General features: G+C 71.5%; 26 protein-coding genes. 7 read left to right on the top strand and 19 right to left on the bottom strand.

All coding sequences use genetic code 11. The features are described from left to right. The first annotated feature begins 180 nt into the window (after window positions 1–180). The gene (locus AB0C36_RS10070) at window positions 181–639 is read left to right on the top strand and encodes a winged helix-turn-helix transcriptional regulator (RefSeq protein ID WP_358351993.1); all 459 of its coding nucleotides are present in this window, start codon (window positions 181–183) and stop codon (window positions 637–639) included. Window positions 640–718: 79 nt separating this feature from the next. On the opposite strand, the gene AB0C36_RS10075 is transcribed toward AB0C36_RS10070, so the two are convergent. The 6 genes from AB0C36_RS10075 to AB0C36_RS10100 all read right to left on the bottom strand — a co-directional run bounded on the left by AB0C36_RS10075 (window position 719) and on the right by AB0C36_RS10100 (window position 5,088). Next, window positions 719–1,759 carry an asparaginase gene (locus AB0C36_RS10075; RefSeq protein ID WP_435839017.1) on the bottom strand — a complete coding sequence of 347 codons (1,041 nt, stop codon included), beginning with the start codon at window positions 1,757–1,759 and terminating at the stop codon, window positions 719–721. 97 nt (window positions 1,760–1,856) lie between these two features. Next, complete coding sequence (locus AB0C36_RS10080; RefSeq protein ID WP_358351996.1) at window positions 1,857–2,573, bottom strand: RsiG family protein; 717 nt, start codon at window positions 2,571–2,573, stop codon at window positions 1,857–1,859. Between the two features lie 167 nt (window positions 2,574–2,740). Continuing rightward, a complete protein-coding gene (gene dtd, locus AB0C36_RS10085) occupies window positions 2,741–3,166 on the bottom strand; it encodes a D-aminoacyl-tRNA deacylase (protein ID WP_358351999.1) in 426 nt (141 codons plus the stop codon). An 85-nt stretch (window positions 3,167–3,251) separates the two neighbouring features. Then, window positions 3,252–3,440: a tail-anchor membrane protein gene (locus AB0C36_RS10090; RefSeq protein ID WP_358352002.1), complete on the bottom strand. Its 189-nt coding sequence runs from the start codon at window positions 3,438–3,440 to the stop codon at window positions 3,252–3,254. A 93-nt stretch (window positions 3,441–3,533) separates the two neighbouring features. Further along, window positions 3,534–4,499, bottom strand: coding sequence for a CAF17-like 4Fe-4S cluster assembly/insertion protein YgfZ (gene ygfZ, locus AB0C36_RS10095; RefSeq protein ID WP_358352004.1), 966 nt, complete (start codon window positions 4,497–4,499; stop codon window positions 3,534–3,536). A 10-nt stretch (window positions 4,500–4,509) separates the two neighbouring features. Beyond that, window positions 4,510–5,088, bottom strand: coding sequence for a Fur family transcriptional regulator (locus AB0C36_RS10100; RefSeq protein WP_358352007.1), 579 nt, complete (start codon window positions 5,086–5,088; stop codon window positions 4,510–4,512). A gap of 75 nt (window positions 5,089–5,163) precedes the next feature. On the opposite strand from AB0C36_RS10100, the gene AB0C36_RS10105 reads away from it, so the two are divergent. Next, the gene (locus AB0C36_RS10105; RefSeq protein ID WP_358352009.1) at window positions 5,164–6,624 is read left to right on the top strand and encodes an LCP family protein; all 1,461 of its coding nucleotides are present in this window, start codon (window positions 5,164–5,166) and stop codon (window positions 6,622–6,624) included. 127 nt (window positions 6,625–6,751) lie between these two features. Here AB0C36_RS10105 and AB0C36_RS10110 read toward each other — a convergent pair whose 3' ends face one another. Beyond that, window positions 6,752–7,264 (bottom strand): heme-binding beta-barrel domain-containing protein, encoded by a 513-nt coding sequence (locus AB0C36_RS10110; protein WP_358352012.1) that lies wholly within the window; start codon window positions 7,262–7,264, stop codon window positions 6,752–6,754. Window positions 7,265–7,571: 307 nt separating this feature from the next. Between AB0C36_RS10110 and AB0C36_RS10115 the strand changes: the two genes are divergently transcribed. Next, on the top strand, window positions 7,572–7,934 hold the full coding sequence (locus AB0C36_RS10115; protein WP_358352014.1) for a DsrE family protein: 363 nt from the start codon (window positions 7,572–7,574) through the stop codon (window positions 7,932–7,934). A 79-nt stretch (window positions 7,935–8,013) separates the two neighbouring features. Here the strand turns inward: AB0C36_RS10115 and AB0C36_RS10120 are convergent, their stop codons facing one another. The 10 genes from AB0C36_RS10120 to AB0C36_RS10165 form a co-directional block, all read right to left on the bottom strand. Further along, a complete protein-coding gene (locus AB0C36_RS10120; protein ID WP_358352015.1) occupies window positions 8,014–8,208 on the bottom strand; it encodes a DUF3099 domain-containing protein in 195 nt (64 codons plus the stop codon). A gap of 64 nt (window positions 8,209–8,272) precedes the next feature. Next, window positions 8,273–8,596, bottom strand: a complete 324-nt coding sequence (locus tag AB0C36_RS10125; protein WP_358352018.1) for a DMT family transporter — start codon at window positions 8,594–8,596, stop codon at window positions 8,273–8,275. A gap of 339 nt (window positions 8,597–8,935) precedes the next feature. Beyond that, the gene (locus AB0C36_RS10130; RefSeq protein ID WP_358352021.1) at window positions 8,936–9,226 is read right to left on the bottom strand and encodes a DUF1416 domain-containing protein; all 291 of its coding nucleotides are present in this window, start codon (window positions 9,224–9,226) and stop codon (window positions 8,936–8,938) included. Window positions 9,227–9,259: 33 nt separating this feature from the next. Continuing rightward, complete coding sequence (locus tag AB0C36_RS10135) at window positions 9,260–10,099, bottom strand: sulfurtransferase (RefSeq protein WP_358352023.1); 840 nt, start codon at window positions 10,097–10,099, stop codon at window positions 9,260–9,262. A gap of 368 nt (window positions 10,100–10,467) precedes the next feature. Then, a complete protein-coding gene (locus tag AB0C36_RS10140) occupies window positions 10,468–10,548 on the bottom strand; it encodes a putative leader peptide (RefSeq protein WP_358352153.1) in 81 nt (26 codons plus the stop codon). A 44-nt stretch (window positions 10,549–10,592) separates the two neighbouring features. Then, complete coding sequence (locus tag AB0C36_RS10145; protein ID WP_358352025.1) at window positions 10,593–12,077, bottom strand: anti-sigma factor family protein; 1,485 nt, start codon at window positions 12,075–12,077, stop codon at window positions 10,593–10,595. Further along, complete coding sequence (locus AB0C36_RS10150) at window positions 12,074–12,643, bottom strand: sigma-70 family RNA polymerase sigma factor (RefSeq protein ID WP_435839019.1); 570 nt, start codon at window positions 12,641–12,643, stop codon at window positions 12,074–12,076. The genes AB0C36_RS10145 and AB0C36_RS10150 overlap by 4 nt, the downstream gene beginning before the upstream one ends. 353 nt (window positions 12,644–12,996) lie before the next feature. Further along, window positions 12,997–14,583, bottom strand: coding sequence for a hypothetical protein (locus AB0C36_RS10155; RefSeq protein WP_358352028.1), 1,587 nt, complete (start codon window positions 14,581–14,583; stop codon window positions 12,997–12,999). Then, complete coding sequence (locus AB0C36_RS10160) at window positions 14,580–14,840, bottom strand: MoaD/ThiS family protein (RefSeq protein WP_358352031.1); 261 nt, start codon at window positions 14,838–14,840, stop codon at window positions 14,580–14,582. The genes AB0C36_RS10155 and AB0C36_RS10160 overlap by 4 nt, the downstream gene beginning before the upstream one ends. 103 nt (window positions 14,841–14,943) lie before the next feature. Next, the gene (locus AB0C36_RS10165) at window positions 14,944–15,672 is read right to left on the bottom strand and encodes an alpha/beta hydrolase (RefSeq protein WP_358352034.1); all 729 of its coding nucleotides are present in this window, start codon (window positions 15,670–15,672) and stop codon (window positions 14,944–14,946) included. 360 nt (window positions 15,673–16,032) lie between these two features. On the opposite strand from AB0C36_RS10165, the gene AB0C36_RS10170 reads away from it, so the two are divergent. The 3 genes from AB0C36_RS10170 (at window position 16,033) to AB0C36_RS10180 (ending at window position 19,293) form a co-directional block, all read left to right on the top strand. Continuing rightward, a complete protein-coding gene (locus AB0C36_RS10170; RefSeq protein WP_358352035.1) occupies window positions 16,033–16,794 on the top strand; it encodes a response regulator transcription factor in 762 nt (253 codons plus the stop codon). A gap of 100 nt (window positions 16,795–16,894) precedes the next feature. After that, window positions 16,895–17,911, top strand: a complete 1,017-nt coding sequence (locus AB0C36_RS10175) for a LacI family DNA-binding transcriptional regulator (RefSeq protein ID WP_358352038.1) — start codon at window positions 16,895–16,897, stop codon at window positions 17,909–17,911. Window positions 17,912–18,093: 182 nt separating this feature from the next. Further along, window positions 18,094–19,293: a hypothetical protein gene (locus AB0C36_RS10180; protein WP_358352040.1), complete on the top strand. Its 1,200-nt coding sequence runs from the start codon at window positions 18,094–18,096 to the stop codon at window positions 19,291–19,293. Between the two features lie 93 nt (window positions 19,294–19,386). Here AB0C36_RS10180 and AB0C36_RS10185 read toward each other — a convergent pair whose 3' ends face one another. Continuing rightward, a complete protein-coding gene (locus AB0C36_RS10185; RefSeq protein WP_358352042.1) occupies window positions 19,387–20,784 on the bottom strand; it encodes an outer membrane protein assembly factor BamB family protein in 1,398 nt (465 codons plus the stop codon). Window positions 20,785–21,437: 653 nt separating this feature from the next. After that, window positions 21,438–21,749: a hypothetical protein gene (locus AB0C36_RS10190; protein WP_358352045.1), complete on the bottom strand. Its 312-nt coding sequence runs from the start codon at window positions 21,747–21,749 to the stop codon at window positions 21,438–21,440. Window positions 21,750–21,952: 203 nt separating this feature from the next. On the opposite strand from AB0C36_RS10190, the gene mshD reads away from it, so the two are divergent. Beyond that, a complete protein-coding gene (mshD, locus tag AB0C36_RS10195) occupies window positions 21,953–22,897 on the top strand; it encodes a mycothiol synthase (protein ID WP_358352048.1) in 945 nt (314 codons plus the stop codon). The last annotated feature ends 80 nt before the right edge of the window (window positions 22,898–22,977 follow it).

The raw sequence follows: 22,977 nt of genomic DNA on the forward strand, positions 1-22,977 counted from the left end.
TTTTGCGGCCGGCGTGGCGGTGGCGTGGTCCGGAGAGGGCGGTGCGGTGGAGAGCGCGGACATGGCATGGCTCCTCGGGTGCGCGGACGGCAGGGGACGGGCACGCGGCGCCCGGTCCCGGGCGAGCCCGGGTCGGTTACCTCTTGTGCCTGAAGGAATCTTCGGGAACCATGGGCTGACATGGAAGAAGGCACTTACAAGTCACCCGGTCACTGCGAAGGAACCGACCGCGACTACGACGCCCTTCAGTGGGACACGCGGGAGGACTGCGAGGTGCGCCAGATCCTCGACCGCGTCGCCGACAAGTGGTCGCTGCTCGTCATCGCGCTGCTGGACCGGCACACGCTGCGCTTCACGGAGTTGCGCCGCAAGATCGACGGCATCAGCCAGCGCATGCTGACGGTGACGCTGCGGCAGTTGGAGCGCGACGGGCTCGTCGAGCGCACGGTGTACCCGGTCGTGCCGCCGCGCGTCGAGTACGCGCTGACACCGCTGGGCGCGACGCTGCACGACACCATCCAGGCGCTGGTGACGTGGACCGAGGGGCACCAGAACGAGATCGCGGCGGCGCGGGCGGCGTACGACGCGCGCGAGGCGGCGGAGGCGCAGGCCCGGCCTCCGGAACATACGCGGGTCTGAGGAGCGGTCCGACCGACGGTCTCGAGAACGGGGCCGACGTGCGCGGGCCCTGCCATACCCACGCCGCCCTTGCGCGCCCTCAGAACGCCGCGCGGACAGCCCCCACCGGCCGACCGCCACCGGTCAGTTCGACCTCGGCGATCTCGTCGAGCACGGCGGCGTCGACACCCATGCGACGCAGCGCCCGGGCCACGATCGGCCCGAGCGTACGCACCGAGCCGTCCTCGACCTTGAACGCCAGCGCGCGCCCGTCCGCGAGCGCGATGCCCTGCACAGCTTCCGCACCCATCTTCGCGACCAGCCCCGGAACGCCGCGCATGAGCAGCGTGTCCACTCGGCCGGTGCCCGCGACGTACTCGGGGTGCGCCCGCATCGCCGACGCGACGCGCTGCTGAGGCGTCCCGGTGCACGCGACCACCATCGAGCGGAACAGCCGGGCGAGTCCGGTCAGGCTCACCGCCGGCACCGGCGCACCGCAGCCGTCGACGCCCAGGTGCGCGATGCGCTCGTCGGCCAGTTCCTCGATGGTCCGCAGCACGAGCTGTTGCAGCGGGTGCACGGGGTCGAGGTACGTCTCGGTGTCCCAGCCGTTGGCGACGCATGCGGCCAGCCACGCGGCGTGCTTGCCGGAGCAGTTCATCACCAGCGGGTCGGGACGGCCGCCGGAGCGCAGGTAGTCCTCGTACGCCCGTTCGCCCAGCGGCGGTTGCGGCGGCGTGTGCAGCGCGGACGGGTCGAGGCCCGCCCCGGCCAGGATCTTGCGTACCCCGTCCAGGTGGAAAGGTTCACCCGAATGGCTCGCGGCGGCCAGCGCCAGCAGCTCGCCGTCGAGGTCCAGCCCCGCCCGCAGCGCGGCGGCGGCCTGCGCGGGCTTGGTCGACGAGCGCGGGAACACCGGGCGCGTGACGTCCCCCAGGGCGAAGGCGACCGAGCCGTCCGCCTCCAAGGCAACCAGAGCGCCCCGGTGCCGCCCCTCGACGAAGCCCGAGCGGACGACCTCGGCCAGGACCGGCGGGGCCTCCGGCGTCGCCGGCGCTGAGCCCGGTATTGCCCCGGAGGACGACCCGGACACTGCCCCGGGTATCGCGGGCGACGAAGGGTCCTGCGGCTGGACGGACATAGGCGTGTTCCTCGGCATACGACTGGTGAAGGCGCGCACGCAAGGCGGCCGCCCGGGATTCCGGCCGGGGTCGCCGCCACCCGCTCCGCACCGCCCATCAGCGCCCGGAGAGCAGGTCGTCGACCCTGGCCTCCCCTTCACGGTACCTGCGGGCGATCTCCGCGCCGCAATGGTCCATCTCGCGCTGGAGTTCCAGGCGCCGCGCGGAGACCTCCTGCTCGTAGCCCGACAGGTCCTCCAGCGCGGTGCGGAGTTCGGCATCGCTGCGTGCCGCGAGGTCCGACAGTTCGACGTCGGCGAGCATGCGCTCGATCCGGACCCGGTACCGCTCGGTGCGCGGCGGATGGACCGTGACGTGACGTGCCCCGCGGGCGGGGCCGGTGTGCCTGGACAGGATCTCCGACAACTTCTCCATCACCGGCGCCGGACCGGGGCCACCTGCCGGGGCCGCCGCCGGGTCCTGCCGCCGCAGCAATTCGGCACGCACGATGTCGATCCGGCCTTGCAGCAGGCGACGCAGGTACGACAGGTCGCTCTCCTCCCGCTGGGCCTCGCGGCGCCGACCGCGCACGGCGTCGAGACCGAGGGCGCGTACCGGGTCGGGCGCCGAGCCCGGGACGGCGGCAGGGGCGTCGCCGGAGTGTGCCGCCGGCGCTCCGGGATCCGAAGCGGGGTTCGGCGCCGGGTCCGGCGCGGGGGCCGGGGCGGTGGCGTGTTCGGGCGCGAGGGCCGTGGCCGGAGCCGCGGAGGGGGCGGGCGAAACGGCCTTTCGGGCTGCCTCGTCCCGCGCGGACGGCTTCAGCGGATCTGCCATGGCACGCATCGTGCCACGGCAGCCGGGATGGCGCGTGCCGTACAGGGACGAATCGCCCCGGACGGGTCGCACCCGCACCGCGTCCGGGGGAACCGCCCTCAATCGCCCGACGCTCGGGAGAAGAACGGCCCGCGTGCCCGCTGTCTGAGCTGGATGTCGATGACGAGCTAGATGTCGATGACGAGTGTGATCGGCCCGTCGTTGACGAGTGCGACGCGCATGTCCGCACCGAAGACGCCGGTCTCCACGTGTGCGCCCAGCGCCCGGAGTTCGGCGACGACCGCGTTCACCATGGGCTCGGCGACCTCGCCGGGCGCCGCCGCGTTCCAGGTGGGGCGCCGTCCCTTGCGGGCGTCGCCGTACAGCGTGAACTGGCTGATCACCAGCAGCGGGGCGGACAGGTCGGAGCACGACTTCTCGCCGTCCAGGATCCGCAGGCTCCACAGCTTCGCGGCCAGGCGTTTGGCGTGCTCGGCGGTGTCTTCGTGCGTGACGCCGACGAGTACGCACAGGCCGGGGCCGAGGATCGACCCGACGGTCTCCCCGCCCACGGTCACGGACGCTTCCGACACACGCTGGACGACTGCTCGCATGCGGCCATTGTGACGCCCCGGACGCCCGGCCCGGCAAACGCCCCCGGCGGCCGCGGTCAGGGGCCGTCAGGTGGTCAGGGGGCCGTCAGGGCAGCCTGCGGCGGTTGATGTTGCGGATCCGGCGGCGCTGCGAGCGGTCGAGCGTGAGGTACGCGACGACCGGGATCCCGAGGATCGCCGCGAAGACGACCCACGCCAGCCAGCCCGGAATGACCCACAGGGCGATGATCGCGACGACGATTCCGGCGGCGATGTACGGGCCGCGGTTGGACATGTCGTACCCCCTCGAAATGGCCTCGTACCGCCATTGTCCGCCCGCGGCGGCGCAACCGACATGGGGATATCCCCCGGTCGCGCGGGAACCCGGTCAGGCCGGGACGACGACCTCCTGCGAGGCGGGCACGCCGTCGGCGGTCAGCACCGCGTCCACCGCCGTGTTCCGCTTCACCAGGGCCAGCGCGATCGTGCCGAGCTCGTGGTGCCGGGCGGAGCTGGTCACGAAACCGATCTGCCGACCGTCGAGTTCCACCGGGGCGCCGTGGGCCGGGAGCTTCTCCTCGGTGCCGTCCAGGTGCAGGAACACCAGGCGGCGCGGGGGCCGTCCGAGGTTGTGCACGCGCGCGACCGTCTCCTGGCCGCGGTAGCAGCCCTTGTTGAGGTGCACAGCAGTGCCGATCCAGCCCAGCTCGTGGACGATCGTGCGGTGGTCGGTCTCGTTGCCCACCCGCGGGCGGTACGCCGCGACGCGCAGCGCCTCGTACGCCCACATACCCGCCGGATCGGCGTGCGCGGCACCGTACTCGGCGAGGCGCTCACGCGGCAGGAACAGCTCGCGGCCCTCCTCCGTCGCGCGCACGACGACGCCCTCGCCCGCGGACGTGTCGCCGTCCGGTTCGGTGCGCGGCTCGAAGACCACCGCGTACGTCTCGGTCAGGTCCTCGACCTCGACGCGCAGCAGGAAGCGCATGCGGTCGAGGAAGGTGACGAGCGCGGGGGCGGTGCCGGGCTCGACGTGCGCCCAGAGAGCCTCGCCGTCGTCGACGACGTACATCGCGTGCTCGATGTGGCCGTTCGGGCTCAGGACGAGGGTGACGGTCGCGTCGCCCGGCTTGAGGTCGGTGAGGTGCTGCGTGGTCAGCGAGTGCAGCCACGACAGGCGGTCCGGGCCGGAGACGCGGACGACGCCGCGGTTCGACAAGTCGACGAACCCCCGGCCCTCCGCAAGCCTGCGTTGTTCGCGCAGGGGGTCGCCGTAGTGCGCGGCGACGCCTTCGTCCGGCGCCTCGGCGGCGACGGCACCGGGCAGGGACAGCAGAGGGCTGGTGACGGTCATGCCGTCCAGCTTAGGTACCTCGCGCGGAAGTCGACGGGGAGGTGGTCCCGTTGCCGACGCCGTTGCCGGCCCTGCTGCCCGCCCCGGCGCCCGTCCGGTCGCCGTCCGTCGGGCCCGGCTCCTCACCATGACCACGGGCCTCGGGGCCGTCCTCCGCGGCGCTCTCGGCGGCACGGGCCCGCACGCAGTCCCCGCAGCGGCCGAAAATCGCGAAGTGCTGGAGGTCGATGTCGAAGCCGTGGCGCGACTCCACGGTGGCCGCGAGCGGCGCGGCGAGGCCCGGCTCGACCTCGGTGACGCCCCCGCAGTCCCGGCACACCAGGTGCAGGTGATTGCTGTGCCCGGCGGGGTGGTACGTCGGGGCGCCGTGCCCGAGATGCGTGTGCTTCACCAGCTCGAGGTGCTCGAGGAGTTCGAGCGTGCGGTACACGGTCGAGATGTTGATGCCGCTGGCGGTCTTGTGGATCTCCGTCAGGATCTCGTCCGGCGTCGCGTGCCCGAGGTTCGTCACCGCCTCCAGCACGAGCTGGCGCTGTGGCGTCAGCCGGTAGCCCTTGTCCCGTAGCTCGCGCTTCCAGTCGGTGGTCACCGGCCAATTCTAGGTCGCCTCACGACTTGGCGGATTCCCACGTGGCAGTGTCCTCGCCGGGACACAATGCCCCACGTGGACGACGAACAGTCCCGGGTGGGGGCACCATCGGACGGCACGTCCGGCGACGGACGTGCGCAGCCGCACGCCGAGTCGCCGGGCGCGGCGCAGGGCGAAGCTTGGCGCGGGTCGGAGCGCGGTTCGGGGAGCGAGTCGGAGGGCGCGTCGCAGGAGGGGTCGACGCGGGCCGAACGTCGCGCCCAGGCACGTGCCGAACGCGAGCGACAACAGATAGCCGACGGCATCAGCAACGTGCACGGCCTCGGGCTGCGCATCCTGGACGACGGCAGCATCGACGAGCGTACGGCCACCCGCCGCGGTGGCGGCGTCGACGACGGGGTGGACGGCGACGCGGGCTCGGGAGCGGGCTCCGGCGGAGGCAACGGGGACGGGGACGGGGACGACGGAAGCGACGGGAGCGACGTCCCGGCCGTGCCGCCCGATCGGCGCAAGTTCCGGCGGCGCCGACGTACCCGGGCCGTCCTGATCTCGATGCTCGTGATGATGCTGTCGCTGGTCCTGGTGGCGGCGGTCGGCGTGTGGTGGTTCATCGACCACTACGCCGGCAAGGTGGACCGCATCGAGAACGCCTTCCCGAACGTCCCGATCGCCGAGCAACCGCCGCGCGGCAAGGGCCTGAACTTCGTCCTCGTCGGACTCGACTCGCGCTCCGACATGCCGACCACCGGGCGCGACGCCAAGGCCCCACTGTGGCAGGAGGGCGCGCAGCGCAGCGACGCGACGATGCTGCTGCACCTGTCGGCGGACCGGACCCAGGCGTACATCGTCTCGATCCCCCGCGACTCGTGGGTGACGGTCCCGGGGCGCGGCGACGCCAAGATCAACGCGGCCTTCTCGTGGGGCGGTCCGCCGCTGCTCATCGACACCGTGCAGCGACTGACGGATGTGCGCGTCGACCACTTCGCGGCCATCGACTGGGAGGGCTTCAAGAAGCTCACCGACGCACTCGGCGGCGTGGACATCGTGGTGGACGAGGAGATCCCGCCGGGCGAGGACGGCCGCGCCTGGACGGTCGGCAAGCACCACATGAACGGTGCCGAGGCGCTGGCGTACGTACGCGAGCGCAAGGGCCTGCCGCGCGGCGACCTCGACCGGGTCGAGCGGCAGCAGGAGTTCATGCGGGCGGTCATGCAGAAGCTGTTGTCCGGCGGCCTGCTGGACGACCCGCTCGACCTGCCGGACCTGCTCGACGCGCTGACCGGCTCGATCAGCGTCGACGACCGGATGTCCAACAGCGACCTGCGCGACCTGGTGTGGGGAATGCGCAAACTGCGCGGCGACGACGTCAGGTTCATGACCGCGCCGGTCTCGGAGCTGACGAACATCGCCGGACAGGACGCGGTGGTGCTCGCCCCCGAGCAGTCGCGGTTCCTCTGGGAGAACCTGCGCGCCGACACGATGGACGTCTACCTGCGGCGCTATCCGAACGCGGAGACGCCGAAGACGGTCGGGTAGCGCGGTGAGCGCCGTAGGCCGCGATCAGTGGTCGGCGACGCGAGCCTGCCGGCCGCGCACATGCGGTCGGCAGGCCCCGGTACGGCCCGGCTCGGTCGGACTGCCGGGCGTACCCGGTCTGTTCGTCCTACTCGGCGGCGATCTCCGTGTCGACGCGCTTGAGTTGCGCGGACACGTGGGCCTGGAGAGGTTGCCCCATCGCAGCCATGTCGTACGCGTACATCAGCTCGCCCTTGACCAGGCCGTAGAGCCGGTGGCCCGCGGTGTACTCCTTGGCGTCGACCGTGCGCGCCACGACATCCGTGCGGATCTCGACGCGGCCGTTGTCGGTCTCGCCCAACCAGATCTCGACGATGCCGGTCGGATGCGCGAGGGTCACCTCGACGCTGCCGTCGAGCTTCGACTTCCAGTACCCGGTCTCGGTGGCGAGCGGGCGCACCCGGTTGCCGTCGTCGTCCAGCAGCCACGTCCGCGACGTGTAGGCCAGGAACGGCCTGCCGTCCTGCGTGAAGGTCACCTGCTGGCCGTAGCGGAACGCCTCGATCGTCGGGTAGTCGCCGACGCCGGCGCCTTCCCAGGTGCCGAGCAGAAAGGCGAGCGGGACGACGTCGGGGTGCATGTCGTCCGGAATTTCGATCATGTCATCCGGCCTGGTACGGGAACAGTGTCGGCGCCCGAGCCTACCGGGTGGATCAGCTCTGGCCCTTGTAGAGCTTGGAGACGGTGAGCGCCGCGAACCAGGCGACCATGATGCCGACGACGACCAGCATCACGATGAAGAACGTGTGCACCTTGCTGCTCCTTGGGCGAGTGCCGCGCGTCGTGCCGCGAACCAGGCTGAATCCGCGATCAGTGTACGGGCGCGGGGGGTGCCGGAACCGCCCAGGGTGGCGTACGACACGGCCGTGGGACGGGCGCCGGCCGCCGGGCGCACTACCGTGAGCCGGATGAAGCGGAGTCTTGTGGTGAAGGTGACGGCAGGCCTGGACGCGCCCGAGCGGTGCTCGCAGGCGTTCACCGTCGCGGCCGTGGCGGTGGCCGGCGGCGTCGAGGTGTCCCTGTGGCTGACCGGCGAGTCGGCGTGGTTCGCGCTGCCCGGCCGTGCCGCGGAGTTCACCCTCCCGGAGGCCGCGCCGCTGACCGACCTGCTGGAGGCGGTCCTCGCGGGCGGCCGCGTGACGGTGTGCACTCAGTGCGCGGCGCGGCGGGAGATCACCGGCGACGACGTGATCCCGGGCGTGCGGATCGCGGGCGCGCAGGTGTTCGTGCAGGAGGCGATGGCCGACGACGCGCAGGCGCTCGTGTACTGACGTCCACACGTGCTGGCGTGCGCGCGTACTGGCGTGCACGTGTGTACCGACGTCCGCGCGTACCGACGTCCACGCGGACCTACTCGTCGAACCACTTCTCCCCCGGGTCGCGGCGATTGGCGACGATCGCCGCGAACGGCGGGATCACCATGGCCACGACGCTCATCGCCACGGCTGCCGGCACCGAGACAAAACGGATCACCGCCCATGCGAGCACGAACAATGTCAGGCAGGTGCCCATGAGCGCGAAGTAGAGCCTGCGGCGCCGACGCACCCTTCCACCGTACGTCCGGGCCGGCGAAAAGCCCCGTCCCGCCGCGACGGCCGGCGGCCTGCCGTCAGTGGCTGATGCCCGACAGGTTGAGGCCCACGACGCCCGCCAGGATCAGCGCGATCGAGACGAGCTTGAGGACCGACGAGGATTCGCCGTACAGGAAGATGCCCATGATCGCGGTGCCCGCGGCGCCGATGCCGGTCCACACGGCGTACGCCGGCCCGACGTCGAGTGTCTTGAGCGAAAGCGTCAGCAGGCCGAAGCTGCTGATGGCGCACAGCGCGAACCCGATCGTGGGCCACAGCTTGGTGAACCCGTCGCTGGCTTTGAGCAGCAGCGCGAACCCGGTCTCCAGAACCCCCGCGACGATGACGAGCAGCCAAGCCATCAGCGCCTCCCCTCCCCCTCGCGGACGCGGCCGTCCGTCGGTCGGTTGCGTGCGCGATCATGAATCGTTTCTGCGGACGATGGGTTAGTCACAACGGCGATCTTGCCCGAGACCCGGCGTGCTCACACGGACGGGTATGCGCAAGGGCGGTGCCCCTCGCCCTTTCGGGGGAGGGGCACCGCCCTTGCGCGAACGCCCGGATGGGACAGGCACCGTGGGTGTACGTCCGAAGGAGACCCGTGCCACCGTCGTCCGCGCCGCCTTGCGACGGGCGTCGACCGCCGAGCGCCGAGCGTCCGGGACGTCGAAGCGTCCGAACCTCGGAGCGTCGTCGGAGCGTCAGACCGCGATCTCGACCTCGGCGACGCCGCCCTTCTCGGCGACGACCGCACGGTCCACGGTCGCGCCGGGGACCAGCGCACGCACGGTCCAGGTGCCCGGGGCCGCGAAGAACCGGAACTGGCCGCTCGCGGAGGTGGGGACCTCCGCGGTGAAGTCGCCGCCCGCGTCCAGGAGACGCACGTAGCCGTTGATCGGCTGTCCGCCCTTGGTCACGGAACCCTGGATGATCGTCTCGTTCGCCACGTCTACTCCTGCCAGATCCGGCCCGCCGGCCTTAGCGCCGCACATGTCGTAACTCCTTGCCTTATATGCGCTGAGCGCTTACTTGCCGGAACCGAGCTCGATCGGCACGCCGACGAGCGCGCCGTACTCGGTCCAGGAACCGTCGTAGTTGCGGACGTTGGCCTGGTCGAGCAGCTCGTGCAGCACGAACCAGGTGTGCGCCGAGCGCTCGCCGATGCGGCAGTACGCGATGGTGTCCTTGGACAGGTCGACACCCTCGCCCTCGTAGAGGGCCTTGAGCTCCTCGTCGGACTTGAAGGTGCCGTCGTCGTTGGCGGCCTTCGACCACGGGATGTTCTTCGCGGTCGGGACGTGGCCGGCCTTCTGCGACTGCTCCTGCGGCAGGTGCGCGGGGGCGAGCAGCTTGCCGGAGAACTCGTCGGGCGAGCGCACGTCGACCAGGTTGGTGGTGCCGATCGCCGCGAGGACGTCGTCGCGCCAGGCGCGGATCGACTTGTCCTGCTCCTGGGCGACGTAGGTGGTCGCCGGGCGCTCGACGACCTCGACGACCAGCTCGCGGGAGTCGAGCTCCCACTTCTTGCGGCCGCCGTCGAGGAGCTTGACGTCGCCGTGGCCGTAGAGCTTGAAGTACCAGTAGGCGTAGGACGCGAACCAGTTGTTGTTGCCGCCGTAGAGGACCACGGTGTCGTCGTTGGCGATGCCCTTGGCGGACAGGAGCGCGCCGAACGCCTCCTGGTCCACGAAGTCGCGCTTGACCGGGTCCTGGAGGTCCTTGCGCCAGTCGATGCGGACCGCGCCGCGGATGTGGTTCTTCTCGTACGCGGCGGTGTCCTCGTCGACCTCGACCAGGACGACCTTCGGGTTGTCGAGGTTGGCCTCGACCCAGGCGGCGTCTACCAGGACGTCGGAACGGCTCATGGGGTGTCTACCTCCGGTGTGTGGGCACGCCGCACGGAGGCGGCAGGCCACGAGACTGGGCACTGCACGGGCAGAAAAAGTCGGGGGATGCGCTTCGTCGACGCGCGGCGGCGGCCTTCACCGTCCGGCTCCGGGACCCGCCACCCGCGCGGGTCGGGGGTCCTGGTCCGGTGGCGCGGTCGGCCGCTCCGGTGCTCTCCGGGGCTTGCCGCGGCTCCGCGGGTGCGCCGCCGTCTCCTCGGTCGGGCATGCGGATGCATGGCTCGCGAGTCGCGGGCGGGCTTTGCGGGCCGCCGGTCACATGGTCGCGGTCGTACGCGGAAACTCGTCGAGTCCGCCGGTCGCCGACCTGTGTGCCCGGGTGCGCGTCAGCGCAGGCAACACAGGCAGGTTGCGGTGCGGCACAGGTCCACTGCGCGCCGCTTGGTGAGGTCTGCCTGTCGCTTCACGTTCCCGATCGTAGGGACGTATGACCGGCAATGTCATGCCCGTGTCATATATCGAGACGCAAATGCCCGGATGGTGAGATGCGACGTCGGGCCACGGGGGTCTTTGTCATGGTTTCCTGCGGTCTGACGCTCAACAAAGTCTCGTCCTTGCCGACGACCGTGATCCGGAAGCTCACGATCTCGTCGGGCGGGATGCTCGTCGCGCCGGGCACGGTCAGCGTGCCTCCCGGGCCGCCGTAGCCACCCTCCGGCACCACCCACGACGACGCGGTCTCCTGGCGCCCACGGGTGCCGTAGACGTCGAGCTGGCACCGGGTTCCCGCGGGGACGCCGGACAACATGAGGTCGATGCCGGTGCCGTACGTCGCCGGGCGGTAGTCCAGCGTCATCGCGGCCCCCGACGCCGCATCGGAGGCCTTGACCGTGCGCTGGTCGGCCGGCGGCCGGGAAGGCCCGGGCGGTGTCGTCGGGACGGGCGAGGGCGGTATGGCACTGGCCGTTCCGGCGGCGGTCGGCGAGCCGCCGTCCTCGGCCCCGAGCGCCCAGCCGAGCGTGCCGGTCAGGATCGCCAGCGCGGCCGCGGCGGCGAGCAGGACGTGGCGCGTGCGCTTCTCCCGGTGCACGCGTTCCGCGGCCGTGGTGAAGACGCGCGCGGGCGGCAGCTCGTCGGCGGCCCCGCTCGCCTCCGCCTCGGCCGGGGTGAGACGGGCCAGGAAGCCTGGCAGTACGGCGAGTTCCTCGTACACGGCGCGGCACTCGGGACAGACGGCGACATGCGCGCGGACCCACTGCGCCTCGCTGTCGCTGAGCGCGCCGAGGACGTACGCGCCGAGGTCGAGGCGCAGGGCGGCGCAGATCTGCTTCGCGGGGTCGTCGGTGTCCGCGCTGTCGGTGTCCGCGCGGTCGGCATCCATGCTGTCGGCGTCGGTACGTCCAGGGCGCGAACTGCCGGAGTGCGAGCTGCCGGAGTGCGAGCTGCCGGAGTCCGCACTGTGGGACGCGAGTTCGTCTGCCGAGACGGCGGAGGCCTTGGCGAGCACGGGGGCAACCGCGGGCGCCGCGGGTGGCTTGGGGCGTAGCCACGGGTTGTCGGGGCGCTCGGCCTCGCCGGGCTTCTCGGTCGCTTCGGTCGCTTCGGTCGGCGGCGCCGCCTTGGCCGGTTCACGCGTGCCTGGCTCTCCGTCGTCCGTGGCTGCGGGCACCGGGGGCGCGTGGGCGGGGCGGGGTGGGACCGGCGGGGTGGTCGGACGCGGCGGCACGGCAGGGCGTTCGGGGACGGCGCCGGACGTACGGTCGGCGTCGGCCTCGGCGCGACCGGCGGCGCCGGCACCTTCGGACGCCCCCTCGTCCGGAGCCTCAGGCAGCAACGGGGCGGGGAACGCGGGCGGTTCGGCGTCCGCGTCCGACAAGGCGGGCGCGGGCCTGCGCCGGTCGGGCCTGGCCGTTGCCGGGCGAGGTACGTCGGGCACGCCGCGCTCGTCGGGCCCGCCGCGCTCCTCGGGCATACCGGGCTCGTCGACACCCCTCACGGCACCAACCCCCGTTCCTCCAAGGCGACGCGCAGTGCGCGCAGTGCGTAGTACGTCCGCGATTTGACGGTGCCTTCCGGCACCCCGAGCACTTTGGCGGCCTCGGCGACCGACCTGCCTCGGTAGTACGTCTCCAGTAACACCGCCCTGTGCTCCGGAGTGAGCGCCCCCAGTGCCTCGGCCACTTCCCACGACAGCAAGGCCCTGTCGAACTCGTCCTCGGCGCGCTCGTCGGCAACCGACAGCAGCGGAGCGTCGCCGGTTTCCGGCGGCCGCGCGCGTCGCGCCCGGCTGCCGTCTATGACGAGGTTGCGGGCGACCGTGCACAGCCATCCGCGGATGGGCCCGCGCGCGGGATCCAGCGCCTCCGGATGCCGCCAGGCACGCAGCAACGTCTCCTGCACGACGTCTTCGGCCCACAGGCGGTCGCCGTCGGTGAGCCGAAGCGTGTAACCGAGCAGCGGCCCGGCGTGTTCCAGGTAGAGCGCGCGGATGACCGCTTCGTCCGCCGTGGGCAGGGGAGCTGACGTCGTGTCAGGGGTTCGCTCCGGGACGGAAGGGGCCACTATCGGAGCAAGCCCGCGCGCGGCGGCCGACACCCCGTCACCGGCGGAAGACACGTCCGCCGGCCGGGCGACGACATCGCTTTTGCCGGTCACATCCCCTTCACGCGCGGGGGAATGCGCCGGTTCATCGCTTCCCCCCGCCCCGCCCCGGCGGCGTTTCCACGGCATGCGACGAATCCTGCCGTGATCTTTGCCGCACCACCAGAGGGAAGCCCCGCAGAGCGGCCGCCGATCTGATCAAGGCGGAGTGCTGCGGGGAGCCTTGCGTATGCCGCGCATCAGCCCGGCTTCGCGCCACAGGCCCCACAGACCAGAGCCACAGCCGGCACCACGCCTCAGCCCAGCGCCGCGCGTCAGCCCAGCGCCGCCCGGCCTAGGAGGTAGACGGCGGGCGCGGCCAGCGCAAGCGGCAGGGCGACTCCCGCGGTGAAGTGCACGAACTTCGACGGGTGGTCGTACCCCGCGGTGCGGCGGCCCAGCAGGCCCATCACACCCGCTCCCACCCCAAGGGCCACGGCGGTGCCCCCGACGTTCAGGACCGACCCGGCGACCAGGCCGGCGACCGCCGCGGCGGCGAGGCCGAGGGCGGCGCCCAGCGGGCCGGGGAGCGGCATCGCGGCGGGAAGCACGGCTACGGCGACGGCGGCGGCGCCGACCACGACGAGCGCGCCGTCCCGTACGTCCGGGCTCTCCACCCGGGCGGCCAGCACGAACAGCACGTCCAGGACCGTCAGAAGCGCGGCGGACGCGGTGACCGTGAGAGCGGGCAGCAACTCCGGGCGGCCGTCCCGGCGCGCGAGTTGCTGGAGCAGTACGACGCCGAGCACGGCGGCCAGAATGCCCGGCAGTATGCCGAGCGCGTCGTCGCCGGCCTTCAACACAGCCACGTCCGCCGCGAAGCCGGCGAGGATTGCGAGCGCGATGCCCTGACGCGCCGGCCACATGCCGTGCAGTCGGAACCAACCTGCGGCCGTGACGACTTGCAGGACGGCGACACTTACGACAATGGCGGGTCCGCCGACGAGCGCGCCGACGACGAGAGCGCCCGCCAAGCCCGAGGTGAGTAGCGCGGGGAGCAGTCCAGGGGGATGCCAGATCGGCACGCGGCGGGCCGCGCGCTCGGCCGCCTGCCGCCCGGGGGCGGGTACCTCCGCGTAGTCGTCCCGCTTGCCCCGCCTGCCCCGCCCGCCCGTCTCACTCCGCTCGTCCCGAGCGTCGAACGGCGCAGGGGCGTCCAGGACATCCGAATCACCGAAGCCCGCACGCGCGTCGAACTCGGCACCGACTTCGACCATGACGCCGCCGTCGTATCCGTCCGCGCCGTCGAACTCGGCGTCCCTGTCGAACTCGGCGGCCTCGTCGAACGTGTCAAACCCTTCAAGCCGCCGGTTGCCCCCGGCCTGCTCCTCGTAGGGCGCATAGTCGACGGGCGCGGGGTGGCCGTACGCCGACTCCTCCCCGCCACCGGGCGCGTAGGGCACGTACAACTCCGCGGCGAACGCCTCGCCGGCGTACGGCTCCCCCGCATACGGCTCCGCTGCCGCCTCGTACTGCTGCTGCTCATAGGCCGGGGCATATTGCTGCGGGAAACCGCCGCTGTCGTACTGCCGCGTGTCGTATTGCTGCGTGTCGTATTGCTGCGAGTCGGGGCGGGCGTCCGGCAGCGTCGGCACCTGCTGCGGATGTCCCTCGTAGCCATAGCCCGCCGCCGCGTAGCCGTCGCCGGATCCACCGCCCGAATAGCCGTCGAGGTAAGCGTCGGCCGCATATCCGCCCTCGGCAGCGCCGCCGACGTAGCCCTCCGCATAGCCGTCCGCCGCCACGTAGCCGTCGACCGCCGCGTGGCCGTCCGCGTACTGCCCGGGATGCGCCCCGTCCGCCCAGCCGTCGAATTCCTGCCGTGCGTGCTGCCCGTGCTGCCCCTGGGGCGTCCCGCTCATCCGCCGGCGAAGGGCGGCAGGACCTCGACGGTTCCGCCCTCGGTCAGGAGCACCGAGCCGTGGTCGCGCTTGCCGACCGGGTTGCCGTCCACGACGAACGAGCAGTTCCCGACCACCGGGACGAAGCGCGGCGAACCCGCGTGGCGCTCGCGTGCCGCGCGCAGCGCGTCGGCGAGCGTGTCCGCGTCGTACACCTCCTCGGCTGTGCCCGCGGCCTCCTTGGCCGCGGCCCAGTACCGCATCGTGCCGACCGCCATCGCGCCCACTTCCGTTCACAACTCTCCCGCGCCGCGTAGGCCGCGGCGGACACCAGAGTGCCCCATCATCGCGCCCGCGCACGCCTCGTCCGCACGCCGCCGCCTATCCGGGGATCCGCCCGTTCACCCACGCGCCGATGCGTTTGACCAGTTCGGGGCCCACGGCGTTCTCCGCATGGCCGAGTCCGGGCTCGATCCACAATTCCCTCGGTTCACGCGCCGCGGCGTACAGCTGTTCGGCGTGGTCCACCGGAAAGTACGCGTCGCGGTCGCCGTGCACGATCAGGAGCGGCACCGGCGACAGGCGCCCGGCCAGGTCTTTGGGAGCCTGCGGGATCGGATTCCAGCGTCGCGGCGAGACGCGCGTCTTGAGGACCGTTCGGGTGACGAGTCGTCCGACCGGGTGATTGATGGCCAAATGAATCCGGCGCATTGGCGGCGTACCCCGGTAGTACCAGCGCGAGGGGGCGCTCACCGCGACGACCGCGTCCACTCCCCCGTGCAGCGCGGCGTGCCGCACCACGACCGAGCCGCCCATCGAGAAGCCGACCGTGGCCACCCTCCGATAGCCCATTTGGCGGGCCCAGGCGACCGCCGCGTCCAAGTCGAGAACCTCGCGGTCCCCCATGGTCGCGTGACCGCCGGAGGCCCCGTGGCCGCGGAAGTCGAAGCCGATGACGCCGCCGTACGCCCGCAGCACGTCCATCACCGCCGCGACGCGCGGCCTGCGCCACGATCCGGTGAATCCGTGCGCCACCACAAAGGCCAGGTCCCGGGCGCTGTCCGGATGGTGGACGGCGCTGATGCGTACGCCATCGGCGCTGATCAGCACATCGTGACGAACCGAGTGCGCATGCGTGGCGGTATTCGTCCGCGATACGGGACGATCGCCGTCTCCATCGGAAAGCGGTGCCATGTCGGCTATCCTGACTCGCGAGTCCACTGGGGTGGAAACGGCCGGGTTGATTTCCGGCCGGGCTGGAAGGTGACGACCTGATGTCTCCGGACCGGCTGACACCACCCCCGACGACTCGTGAAGAGGATCCGGGCGACGACGCCCCGGGTCCTTTCGTGTTTTCGTGGAGGTGAGAATGCGGCGCACGCCAGGACCCACAACGTCCTTGCCGCGCCCGCACACCCGCCACCGAACAGGTGCGGACCCGATCGTCCGCACCGGGCGAGGGGAGCCCAGTTGAGTGCCCTGCTGCTGCTCACGAACGCGCTCCAGCCGTCGGCCGAAGTGCTTCCCGCGCTCGGCCTTCTGCTGCACCAGGTCCGCGTGGCCCCGGCGGAGGCGTCCGCGCTCGTCGACGCGCCACCCGCGGACGTCATCCTGGTCGACGGCCGCCGGGACCTCCCACAGGTGCGGAGCCTGTGCCGGGTCCTGCGCACGACCGGGGTCGGCTGTCCGCTGATCCTGGTCACCACCGAAGGTGGCCTGGCCGCGCTGACCGCCGACTGGGGCGTGGACGACGTGCTGCTGGACACCGCGGGTCCCGCCGAGGTCGAGGCGCGCCTCAGGCTCGCCATAGGGCGCCTGCAGGCCGCCCAGGGCGCGGAGGACGAGCCGACCGAGATCCGCAACGGCGACCTGACCATCGACGAGGCGACGTACAGCGCGAAGCTGCGCGGCCGGGTGCTCGACCTCACCTTCAAGGAGTTCGAGCTCCTGAAGTACCTCGCCCAGCACCCGGGCCGCGTCTTCACGCGCGCCCAACTGCTGCAGGAGGTGTGGGGGTACGACTACTTCGGCGGCACCCGCACCGTCGACGTCCACGTACGCCGCCTGCGCGCCAAACTCGGGCCCGAGCACGAGTCGCTGATCGGCACGGTGCGCAACGTCGGCTACCGCTTCGTGGTGCCCGACCGGGGCGCCGAGGCGGAGGCGCGCAGCCAAAGTGCGTCGGCAGGGGCCGTTTCGGTGGCAGACGTGGTCCCGGAGCAGGCATCCTGAAGGCCGTTCCGACCGGATTCGAGCGGATCCGGTCACGCATTCCACTACGAGCGGGGACACTGCGGATATGAGTGACGGGCGTCGTCCCTACAATGGTGGCGTGCCCAAGGTGACCCGCGACGACGTTGCCCGCCTCGCGGGGACGTCGACCGCCGTGGTCAGCTACGTGGTCAACAACGGACCGCGACCGGTCGCTCCGGCGACCCGTGAGCGCGTCCTCGCCGCGATAGAACAGCTCGGATACCGGCCCGACAGCGTCGCGCAGGCGATGGCGAGCCGGCGTACGAACCTGATCGGCCTCGTGCTGCCCGACGCTCGGCAGCCGTTCTTCGCCGAGCTCGCGCACACCGTCGAGAAGGCCGCCTTCGACAAGGGCCGCCTGGTGCTGATCGGCAACTCCGACTACGAGGACGACCGCGAGCTGCACTACGTGCGGGCGTTCCTGGGCATGCAGGTGTCCGGTCTGGTGCTGGTCAGCCAGGGCCCGTCGGAGCGCGCGGCGCAGGAGATCGCGGCGCGCGACGTACGCGTGGTCCTGATGCACCGGCAGCCCAACGCGCTCAGCGGCGACGCGGTGGTCCTGGACGACGTCGAGGGCGCCTACCTGGCCACCCGGCACCTCATCGAGGCGCACGGCCTCACCCGCATCCACTGCCTCGGCGGCCCGCCGTCCACGCCCGACCTCGGCGACCCGGTGACGGACCACGTGACGGGCTGGCGGCGCGCGATGCAGGAGTCGGGGCTGCCGACGGACGGGCTGGTGCGGGGCGCGCCGTTCAACCGCTTCGGGGCGTACGGCGTGGCCCGCGAGATGCTGGCCGAGCAGGACCGCCCGGGCGCGCTGTTCTGCTCGACCGACGACCAGGCCATAGGCGTGCTGCGGGCGGCCCGCGAGCTGGGGCTCCGCGTACCGGACGACCTCGTCGTGGTCGGCTTCGACGACATCGCCGAGGCGGCCTTCGCGGACGTACCGCTGACCACGGTGGCCGCCGACCGCGCGGCGATGGCCGAGGCAGCCGTGGACCTCGCCCTGGAGCGCGAGCCGGCGGCCCCCGGCGAGGAGCGCGTACGCAGCTTCCCGGCCCGCCTGGTGGTCCGCCGCAGCTGCGGCTGCTGACCCGGCCTCCCGGCTCGGCGCCAACCATTTGCTCGACCTGACACCTCGTCAGATCACTGTCATCCACCCCGCCGGTCCCGCACGGCAGACAGTGAGGATTGCTACTCTCCCTCCCTGTTCCACTTGTTGGTATTCGGGGAGGGGCTTCACCGATGGCGTACACGCCGTCTCACGCACAGGGCATGCCGCCCGCATACGCCCAGCAGCCACCCCCGGAGCCGCCCCGAAACGCCCGCGGCGAAACCCCAGTAGAAACAGAACGCCGCTGGCTGAGCAACATTTCCTCGGTCCTGTTCCCGGTCCTGCTCGCGGCGAAGCTGCTCAAGCCGAAGTACCTCACGGGACGCCCGGACGCCATGATGGACCGGATCAACCGGATCCGCGCGTGGCTCGGACTCGCGATCGTCTTCGGGCTGTTCCTCCGCGTCTTCTACAGCAAGAAGCGTGCGGTGCCCAATATGCCGGTCTCGACGACGCCCAACGCGGAAGGCCTCCCCGCACCGGCTACCACCCCGGGCGCCAGCTCGCTCGGCGACGCGCTCGCCGCCGGGCCGCCGCCGACGATGCCCAAGGCGACGAGCATCCCGACCGACCTGAGCTCGCTGTTCCCGTCCGGATTCCCGACCAACTTCCCGACGCGAGCCCCGAGCGGCGGAGTGCCCACGGGCGTCGATCCCGGGATCCAGGACCTGCAACAGCAGGCCGACGACATGATGGAGACGGCGGACAAGGCGGTCCAACTTTTCTCCGTCGGCCAAGAGTTCGTCTCCGCAGTCGTCCACCGCATCATCCTCGCCCCGCTGTTCTGCGCACTGGGCCTGGTCGTGGTGGGCCTCTTCCTGGTCCTGCTGGCGCATCCGTCGGTGCGGAGCCTCACCCTGCACCAACTCACCCATCCACTTCGGGCCATGGTGGTCTTCACGGCCGTTCTGGCGGTGGGCATCACCGCGTATGTCCTGCTCCGAAACGCGGCCGGCCTGAAGAACAAGACGTACGTCCTCAACAAGGACGGCACACAGACTCAACTCGTCTTGTCATGGGTGTCAGCCTTCTTGGTCATCTGGTGTGTGCTGTTCGCGGTCGGAGCGCTCTGGCAGATCACCAAGCACCTGTTCGCGGCGGCCGATGGGCACCCGCTGCTGCTCCCGCTCCTGACGATGTGGCTCGCGTGGTCGCTCACCCTCAACGACATCACCCTCGAGCTCGGCAGCGGCATGCTGAACGGCCTGGCCGCCGGCTCCGACACGGTGCCTGACAACGTGAAGGCGGCAGTGGCCATCGCGGGTTCGACTGTCATCTCCTTCTTGTCGTTCTGGGAGATGTCGCGGCTGCAAAAGTGGAACGGCATCACCTTCCGCAGCGGGCCTTTCGCACCGCGCTGAGCAACAGCGGGACCTCGCGGCAGTGAGCAATGAGCAGTGAGGGGTGCCACCGTGGCGGTGGCACCCCTCACTGCTGCTCACAAGGCACACGCATTACTTGAGCATGATGACCCGGTAGTACGACATGTCCGTGTCGACGGCCCGTCCGAGAATGTCGCGGGTGCGGAGATCCCCGGTCTTCTCCGCCCCCTGGGCGACGAACATGACGCGTCCGTCCTTCTCGAAGACCACCGGCGCCATCATGAAGCCCTTGGCGTACGCGGCCCTGCCGGGCAGTTCCTTGAGGTTCGTGATGCTCCCGTCCGCAGCCGAAAACCTCAGCAAGTGCATCGGCTTCGCGGCGCTGGCCTCGAGGACGAGGAGATCCCCGGACTCCTCGACACGGATCGGGTACAGCTGCCCCTGCGACTTGAAGCCCACCGACTTCGTCCCCGCTATCGTCTGCGTCCACAGCCGCTCGCCGGTCGCACGGTCAATCGCATAGATCTGGTTGGGCATAAACGCCCCGACATTGAGCGTCGCGGAACCGTCGCTGCCCGGGACGTAGAGGATCTTGTCGGTCGCCAGTACGGGCGAGGCCCCCATTATCGCGTCGTTGCTGCCGAGCGCATTGATGACCGGGTGGCCGTCCTTGAGCTGGTATGACTCCTCACCCTTGTCGTCCAGCACGACGACCTTGGGCGCTTCCCGGCCGAGCGGACTGCCTTCCTTGATCATCACCGGGTCCACCGCGGCGATCGACACCTCGTTCATGAGCGAGCTGGCGGTCGTCTCGTACGTCCACTTGGGCCGACCGGTGGCGGCGTCCAGTTCACCGAACGAGGTCGGGCCGCGGAAGCCGCAGGTCCACTTGGCGACGAGGCGCGCGCCGCCCACGACCTCTTCGATGGAACATCCTTCAGGCAGGGCATCCGCGGCGCTCCACAGGGGCTTGCCGTCGGTGACCTTGTACGCCTGTCCGTCGAAGACCGCCGTGTCACCCGACACCGCAATACCGGTGCTCAGCCCCATTCCGGCGAGGCTGGGAGGGAGCTGGAGGTCAGGGTCGTCCTGTGCTGCGACCGCGCTCTTCGCCCAGACCTGCTTGCCCGTCTTGAGGTCCACCGCCTCCAGGGAGGAGCAGTTTTGCCCGGTGCCGAAGGCGGCGAGGGCGTACTTCGACGTGCTCTGCGGTGTCACGTCGCAGACGAACTCGCCCTTGGGGGACTTGTACTCCCAGACCGTCTTGCCCGACTCCAAGTCGTAGGACACCAGCCGCTGGGCCTCGGCCACCACGACGGTCGAGTCCGTGAGCCACGCCCCGGTGCGGGCCAGCGGAGCGTCCTTCGGCGTTGCCGGGCCATCCCGGTTCTCGCGGATCGACCACTGGATGTCGCCGGTCGTCAGCGGGTCCGCGAGACCGCCCGACAGATCCTTGTCCGCCTGCTGGAGAACGCCCGGGACGGCCGCGGCGGCAACCAGCAGCGCGACCACCGCAGACGGGAGCAGCACCGACCGGGTGCGCTTGGGCGGGCGAGGCGGGCGCGGGGGCCCAAGATGCAGGTGACGATCGGCACGGGGAGCGTACGCGGCCGCCATCCCCGGCCGCGAGTCGGCTGGGGCGTAATGGCCCGAGCCGGGGCCGGAGCCGGAACCGTAGGGCACTGGACCCGGCGGCGGCGTCCGCCCAGGACCGCTGTCTCCGGATCCGAACGGTGGACCCGGCTGGGGAGGAGCCGACGGAGGGCCCCAGGCAGGTGACGGAGCCCAGGCCGCCGCCCCCGCGGCCGCGGGGGTGTCGACGAAGCCGCCGCCCCCTGACCACTGTGGCTGGCCGCCCTGCGGCGGGACGTGCGGCGCCTGCGGCCCAGCAGGCGGACCGGACGGTGGGGGTCCCCATTGCTGACCTGAGTGCCCCTGCGGGGGCGCGTACTGCTGACCCTGCGGCAGTCCCTGTGGGGGGCCGTACTGCTGTCCTGGCCCGGGCTGAGGAACGTTCCACTGCTGTCCCTGCGGCGGGCCGGGTGGCTGCGCTGGGGACGGCTGCCATTGCTGATGCCCGCCCCCGCCCTGCGGCGCCGGGGGCTGCCACTGCTGCTGTCCCTGTTGCGCCTGGTCGTTCGAGCTCTCGTTGTCGTCGGGCACCTGGAAAGGCGGTGGGTTGCTCACGACCGCCCTCCAACGGCACCAAGCGCCGGCACGACATCGGCGCCGAGCCCTCGCGGGCCCGGCAGTTCGTCCTTGATGAGCGTGGTGTCGGTGTACCCCGACTCCTTGGCGGTGTTGTCCCACCAGAGAACCGTGAGGGCTATCGCCGACGCGGACGCGATGGTCACCAAGAGGCCCACGAGCGCGACCAGGAGCTTCCTCGGGCGCGCGGGTCCCCGGTACGGCTGTGGGGGTGGCGGCTGCGCGGCGCCCCACTGCTGTTGGTGGGGGATACCGCCGTGCGGGCCTGGGGGAGGCGCGTACGACATCGTCGAATCCTGTTCATGGGGGGGAACGCCGGTCAGTCTCGACACGCTATCGGCAGCAACCCCCCTGCCGCCCAAGTCGGACGCCCCAACCAGTAGTTCTCGCCCGAATCGTCGGCTTTGCCACCAAGAAGACCCGCACGGTGCGTCTTCGCGCGTCGGCACAGGTCCGCCCCGCTTCACGGCAGGCGCCGTACGGTTGGGGCATGGTCGACGGTGAGGGTTATGTAGCGGGCACGAACCGGGTGGACGCGGCGGATGTCGCGGTGGTCCTGGGGCTTGCGGAGGAGGCCGCGCGGGTGGACGGGGCCGCGCCGCTGTCCGAGCAGACGCGGCTGGAGCTGCGGCACGGGGCGCCCGGTGCGCGCGAGTTGCTGTTGCGGGTGCGGGACGAGGTCGCCGGGTACGCGCACTTGGACGTGTCGGACCCGCACGACGGGCCTTCCGGCGAGTTGTTCGTGGCACCGGGCGCGCGGGGCAAGGGGTACGGCAGGCTGCTCGTGCAAGCGCTGCTGGACGAGGCCCGGCAGCGCGAGGGGAGCGGGCGGCTGCGGGTGTGGGCGCACGGGAAGCAGGCCGCCGCGGAGCGCTTGGCGGCGGAGCTCGGCTTCAGCGCGTTCCGCGAGCTGTGGCAGATGCGCCGCGCGGTCGACCTGCCGGTGCCGGAGACGCAGCCGCCGCCCGGGGTGACGGTACGCACGTTCGTCCCCGGCCAGGACGACGACGCCTGGCTCGCGCTCAACGCGAAGGCGTTCGCGCATCACCCCGAGCAGGGCTCCTGGACGCATGACGACCTGCGCCGCCGCATCGCGGAGCCGTGGTTCGACCCGACGGGGTTCTTCCTGGCCGAGGACGCCGACGGCCGGCTGGTCGGGTTCCACTGGACAAAAGTGCACCCGGCCACCGCCGCCGAGGGCCCGCTCGGCGAGGTGTACGTGGTGGGTGTGGACCCGTCCGCGCAGGGCAGTGGACTCGGCAAGGCACTCACCGCAGTCGGCCTCACCCATCTGGCCCAGACCGAAGCCGACGGCGCGCCGCTCGCCGAGGTCCTCCTGTACGTCGACGCGGACAACGAGGCGGCGGTCGCCGTCTACACCCGTCTGGGCTTCCGTGTGCATACCGTGGATGTGATGTACCGGCACCAGGACTGAACCCGGGCGCTTTGCGGCGGCACTCCGGTTTCCGGGGCGTCGTTTCGTATTTACCGTGGAGACACCGATCCCCGGGAGGA

The organism is Streptodolium elevatio (assembly GCF_040649515.1).
Taxonomy (GTDB): Bacteria; Actinomycetota; Actinomycetes; order Streptomycetales; family Streptomycetaceae; genus Yinghuangia; species Yinghuangia elevatio.

Excerpts from the sequence above, each read along its gene's own strand:
- AB0C36_RS10115 (WP_358352014.1), top strand. The coding sequence starts at position 7,572 with ATGAAGCGGAGTCTTGTGGTGAAGGTGACGGCAGGCCTGGACGCGCCC.
- AB0C36_RS10135 (WP_358352023.1), bottom strand. The coding sequence starts at position 10,099 with ATGAGCCGTTCCGACGTCCTGGTAGACGCCGCCTGGGTCGAGGCCAAC.
- AB0C36_RS10075 (WP_435839017.1), bottom strand. The coding sequence starts at position 1,759 with ATGTCCGTCCAGCCGCAGGACCCTTCGTCGCCCGCGATACCCGGGGCA.
- AB0C36_RS10070 (WP_358351993.1), top strand. The coding sequence starts at position 181 with ATGGAAGAAGGCACTTACAAGTCACCCGGTCACTGCGAAGGAACCGAC.
- mshD (WP_358352048.1), top strand. The coding sequence starts at position 21,953 with ATGGTCGACGGTGAGGGTTATGTAGCGGGCACGAACCGGGTGGACGCG.
- AB0C36_RS10080 (WP_358351996.1), bottom strand. The coding sequence starts at position 2,573 with ATGGCAGATCCGCTGAAGCCGTCCGCGCGGGACGAGGCAGCCCGAAAG.
- AB0C36_RS10090 (WP_358352002.1), bottom strand. The coding sequence starts at position 3,440 with ATGTCCAACCGCGGCCCGTACATCGCCGCCGGAATCGTCGTCGCGATC.
- AB0C36_RS10155 (WP_358352028.1), bottom strand. The coding sequence starts at position 14,583 with ATGAGCGGGACGCCCCAGGGGCAGCACGGGCAGCACGCACGGCAGGAA.
- AB0C36_RS10125 (WP_358352018.1), bottom strand. The coding sequence starts at position 8,596 with ATGGCTTGGCTGCTCGTCATCGTCGCGGGGGTTCTGGAGACCGGGTTC.
- dtd (WP_358351999.1), bottom strand. The coding sequence starts at position 3,166 with ATGCGAGCAGTCGTCCAGCGTGTGTCGGAAGCGTCCGTGACCGTGGGC.
- AB0C36_RS10190 (WP_358352045.1), bottom strand. The coding sequence starts at position 21,749 with ATGTCGTACGCGCCTCCCCCAGGCCCGCACGGCGGTATCCCCCACCAA.
- AB0C36_RS10130 (WP_358352021.1), bottom strand. The coding sequence starts at position 9,226 with ATGTGCGGCGCTAAGGCCGGCGGGCCGGATCTGGCAGGAGTAGACGTG.
- AB0C36_RS10180 (WP_358352040.1), top strand. The coding sequence starts at position 18,094 with ATGCCGCCCGCATACGCCCAGCAGCCACCCCCGGAGCCGCCCCGAAAC.
- ygfZ (WP_358352004.1), bottom strand. The coding sequence starts at position 4,499 with ATGACCGTCACCAGCCCTCTGCTGTCCCTGCCCGGTGCCGTCGCCGCC.
- AB0C36_RS10110 (WP_358352012.1), bottom strand. The coding sequence starts at position 7,264 with ATGATCGAAATTCCGGACGACATGCACCCCGACGTCGTCCCGCTCGCC.
- AB0C36_RS10160 (WP_358352031.1), bottom strand. The coding sequence starts at position 14,840 with ATGGCGGTCGGCACGATGCGGTACTGGGCCGCGGCCAAGGAGGCCGCG.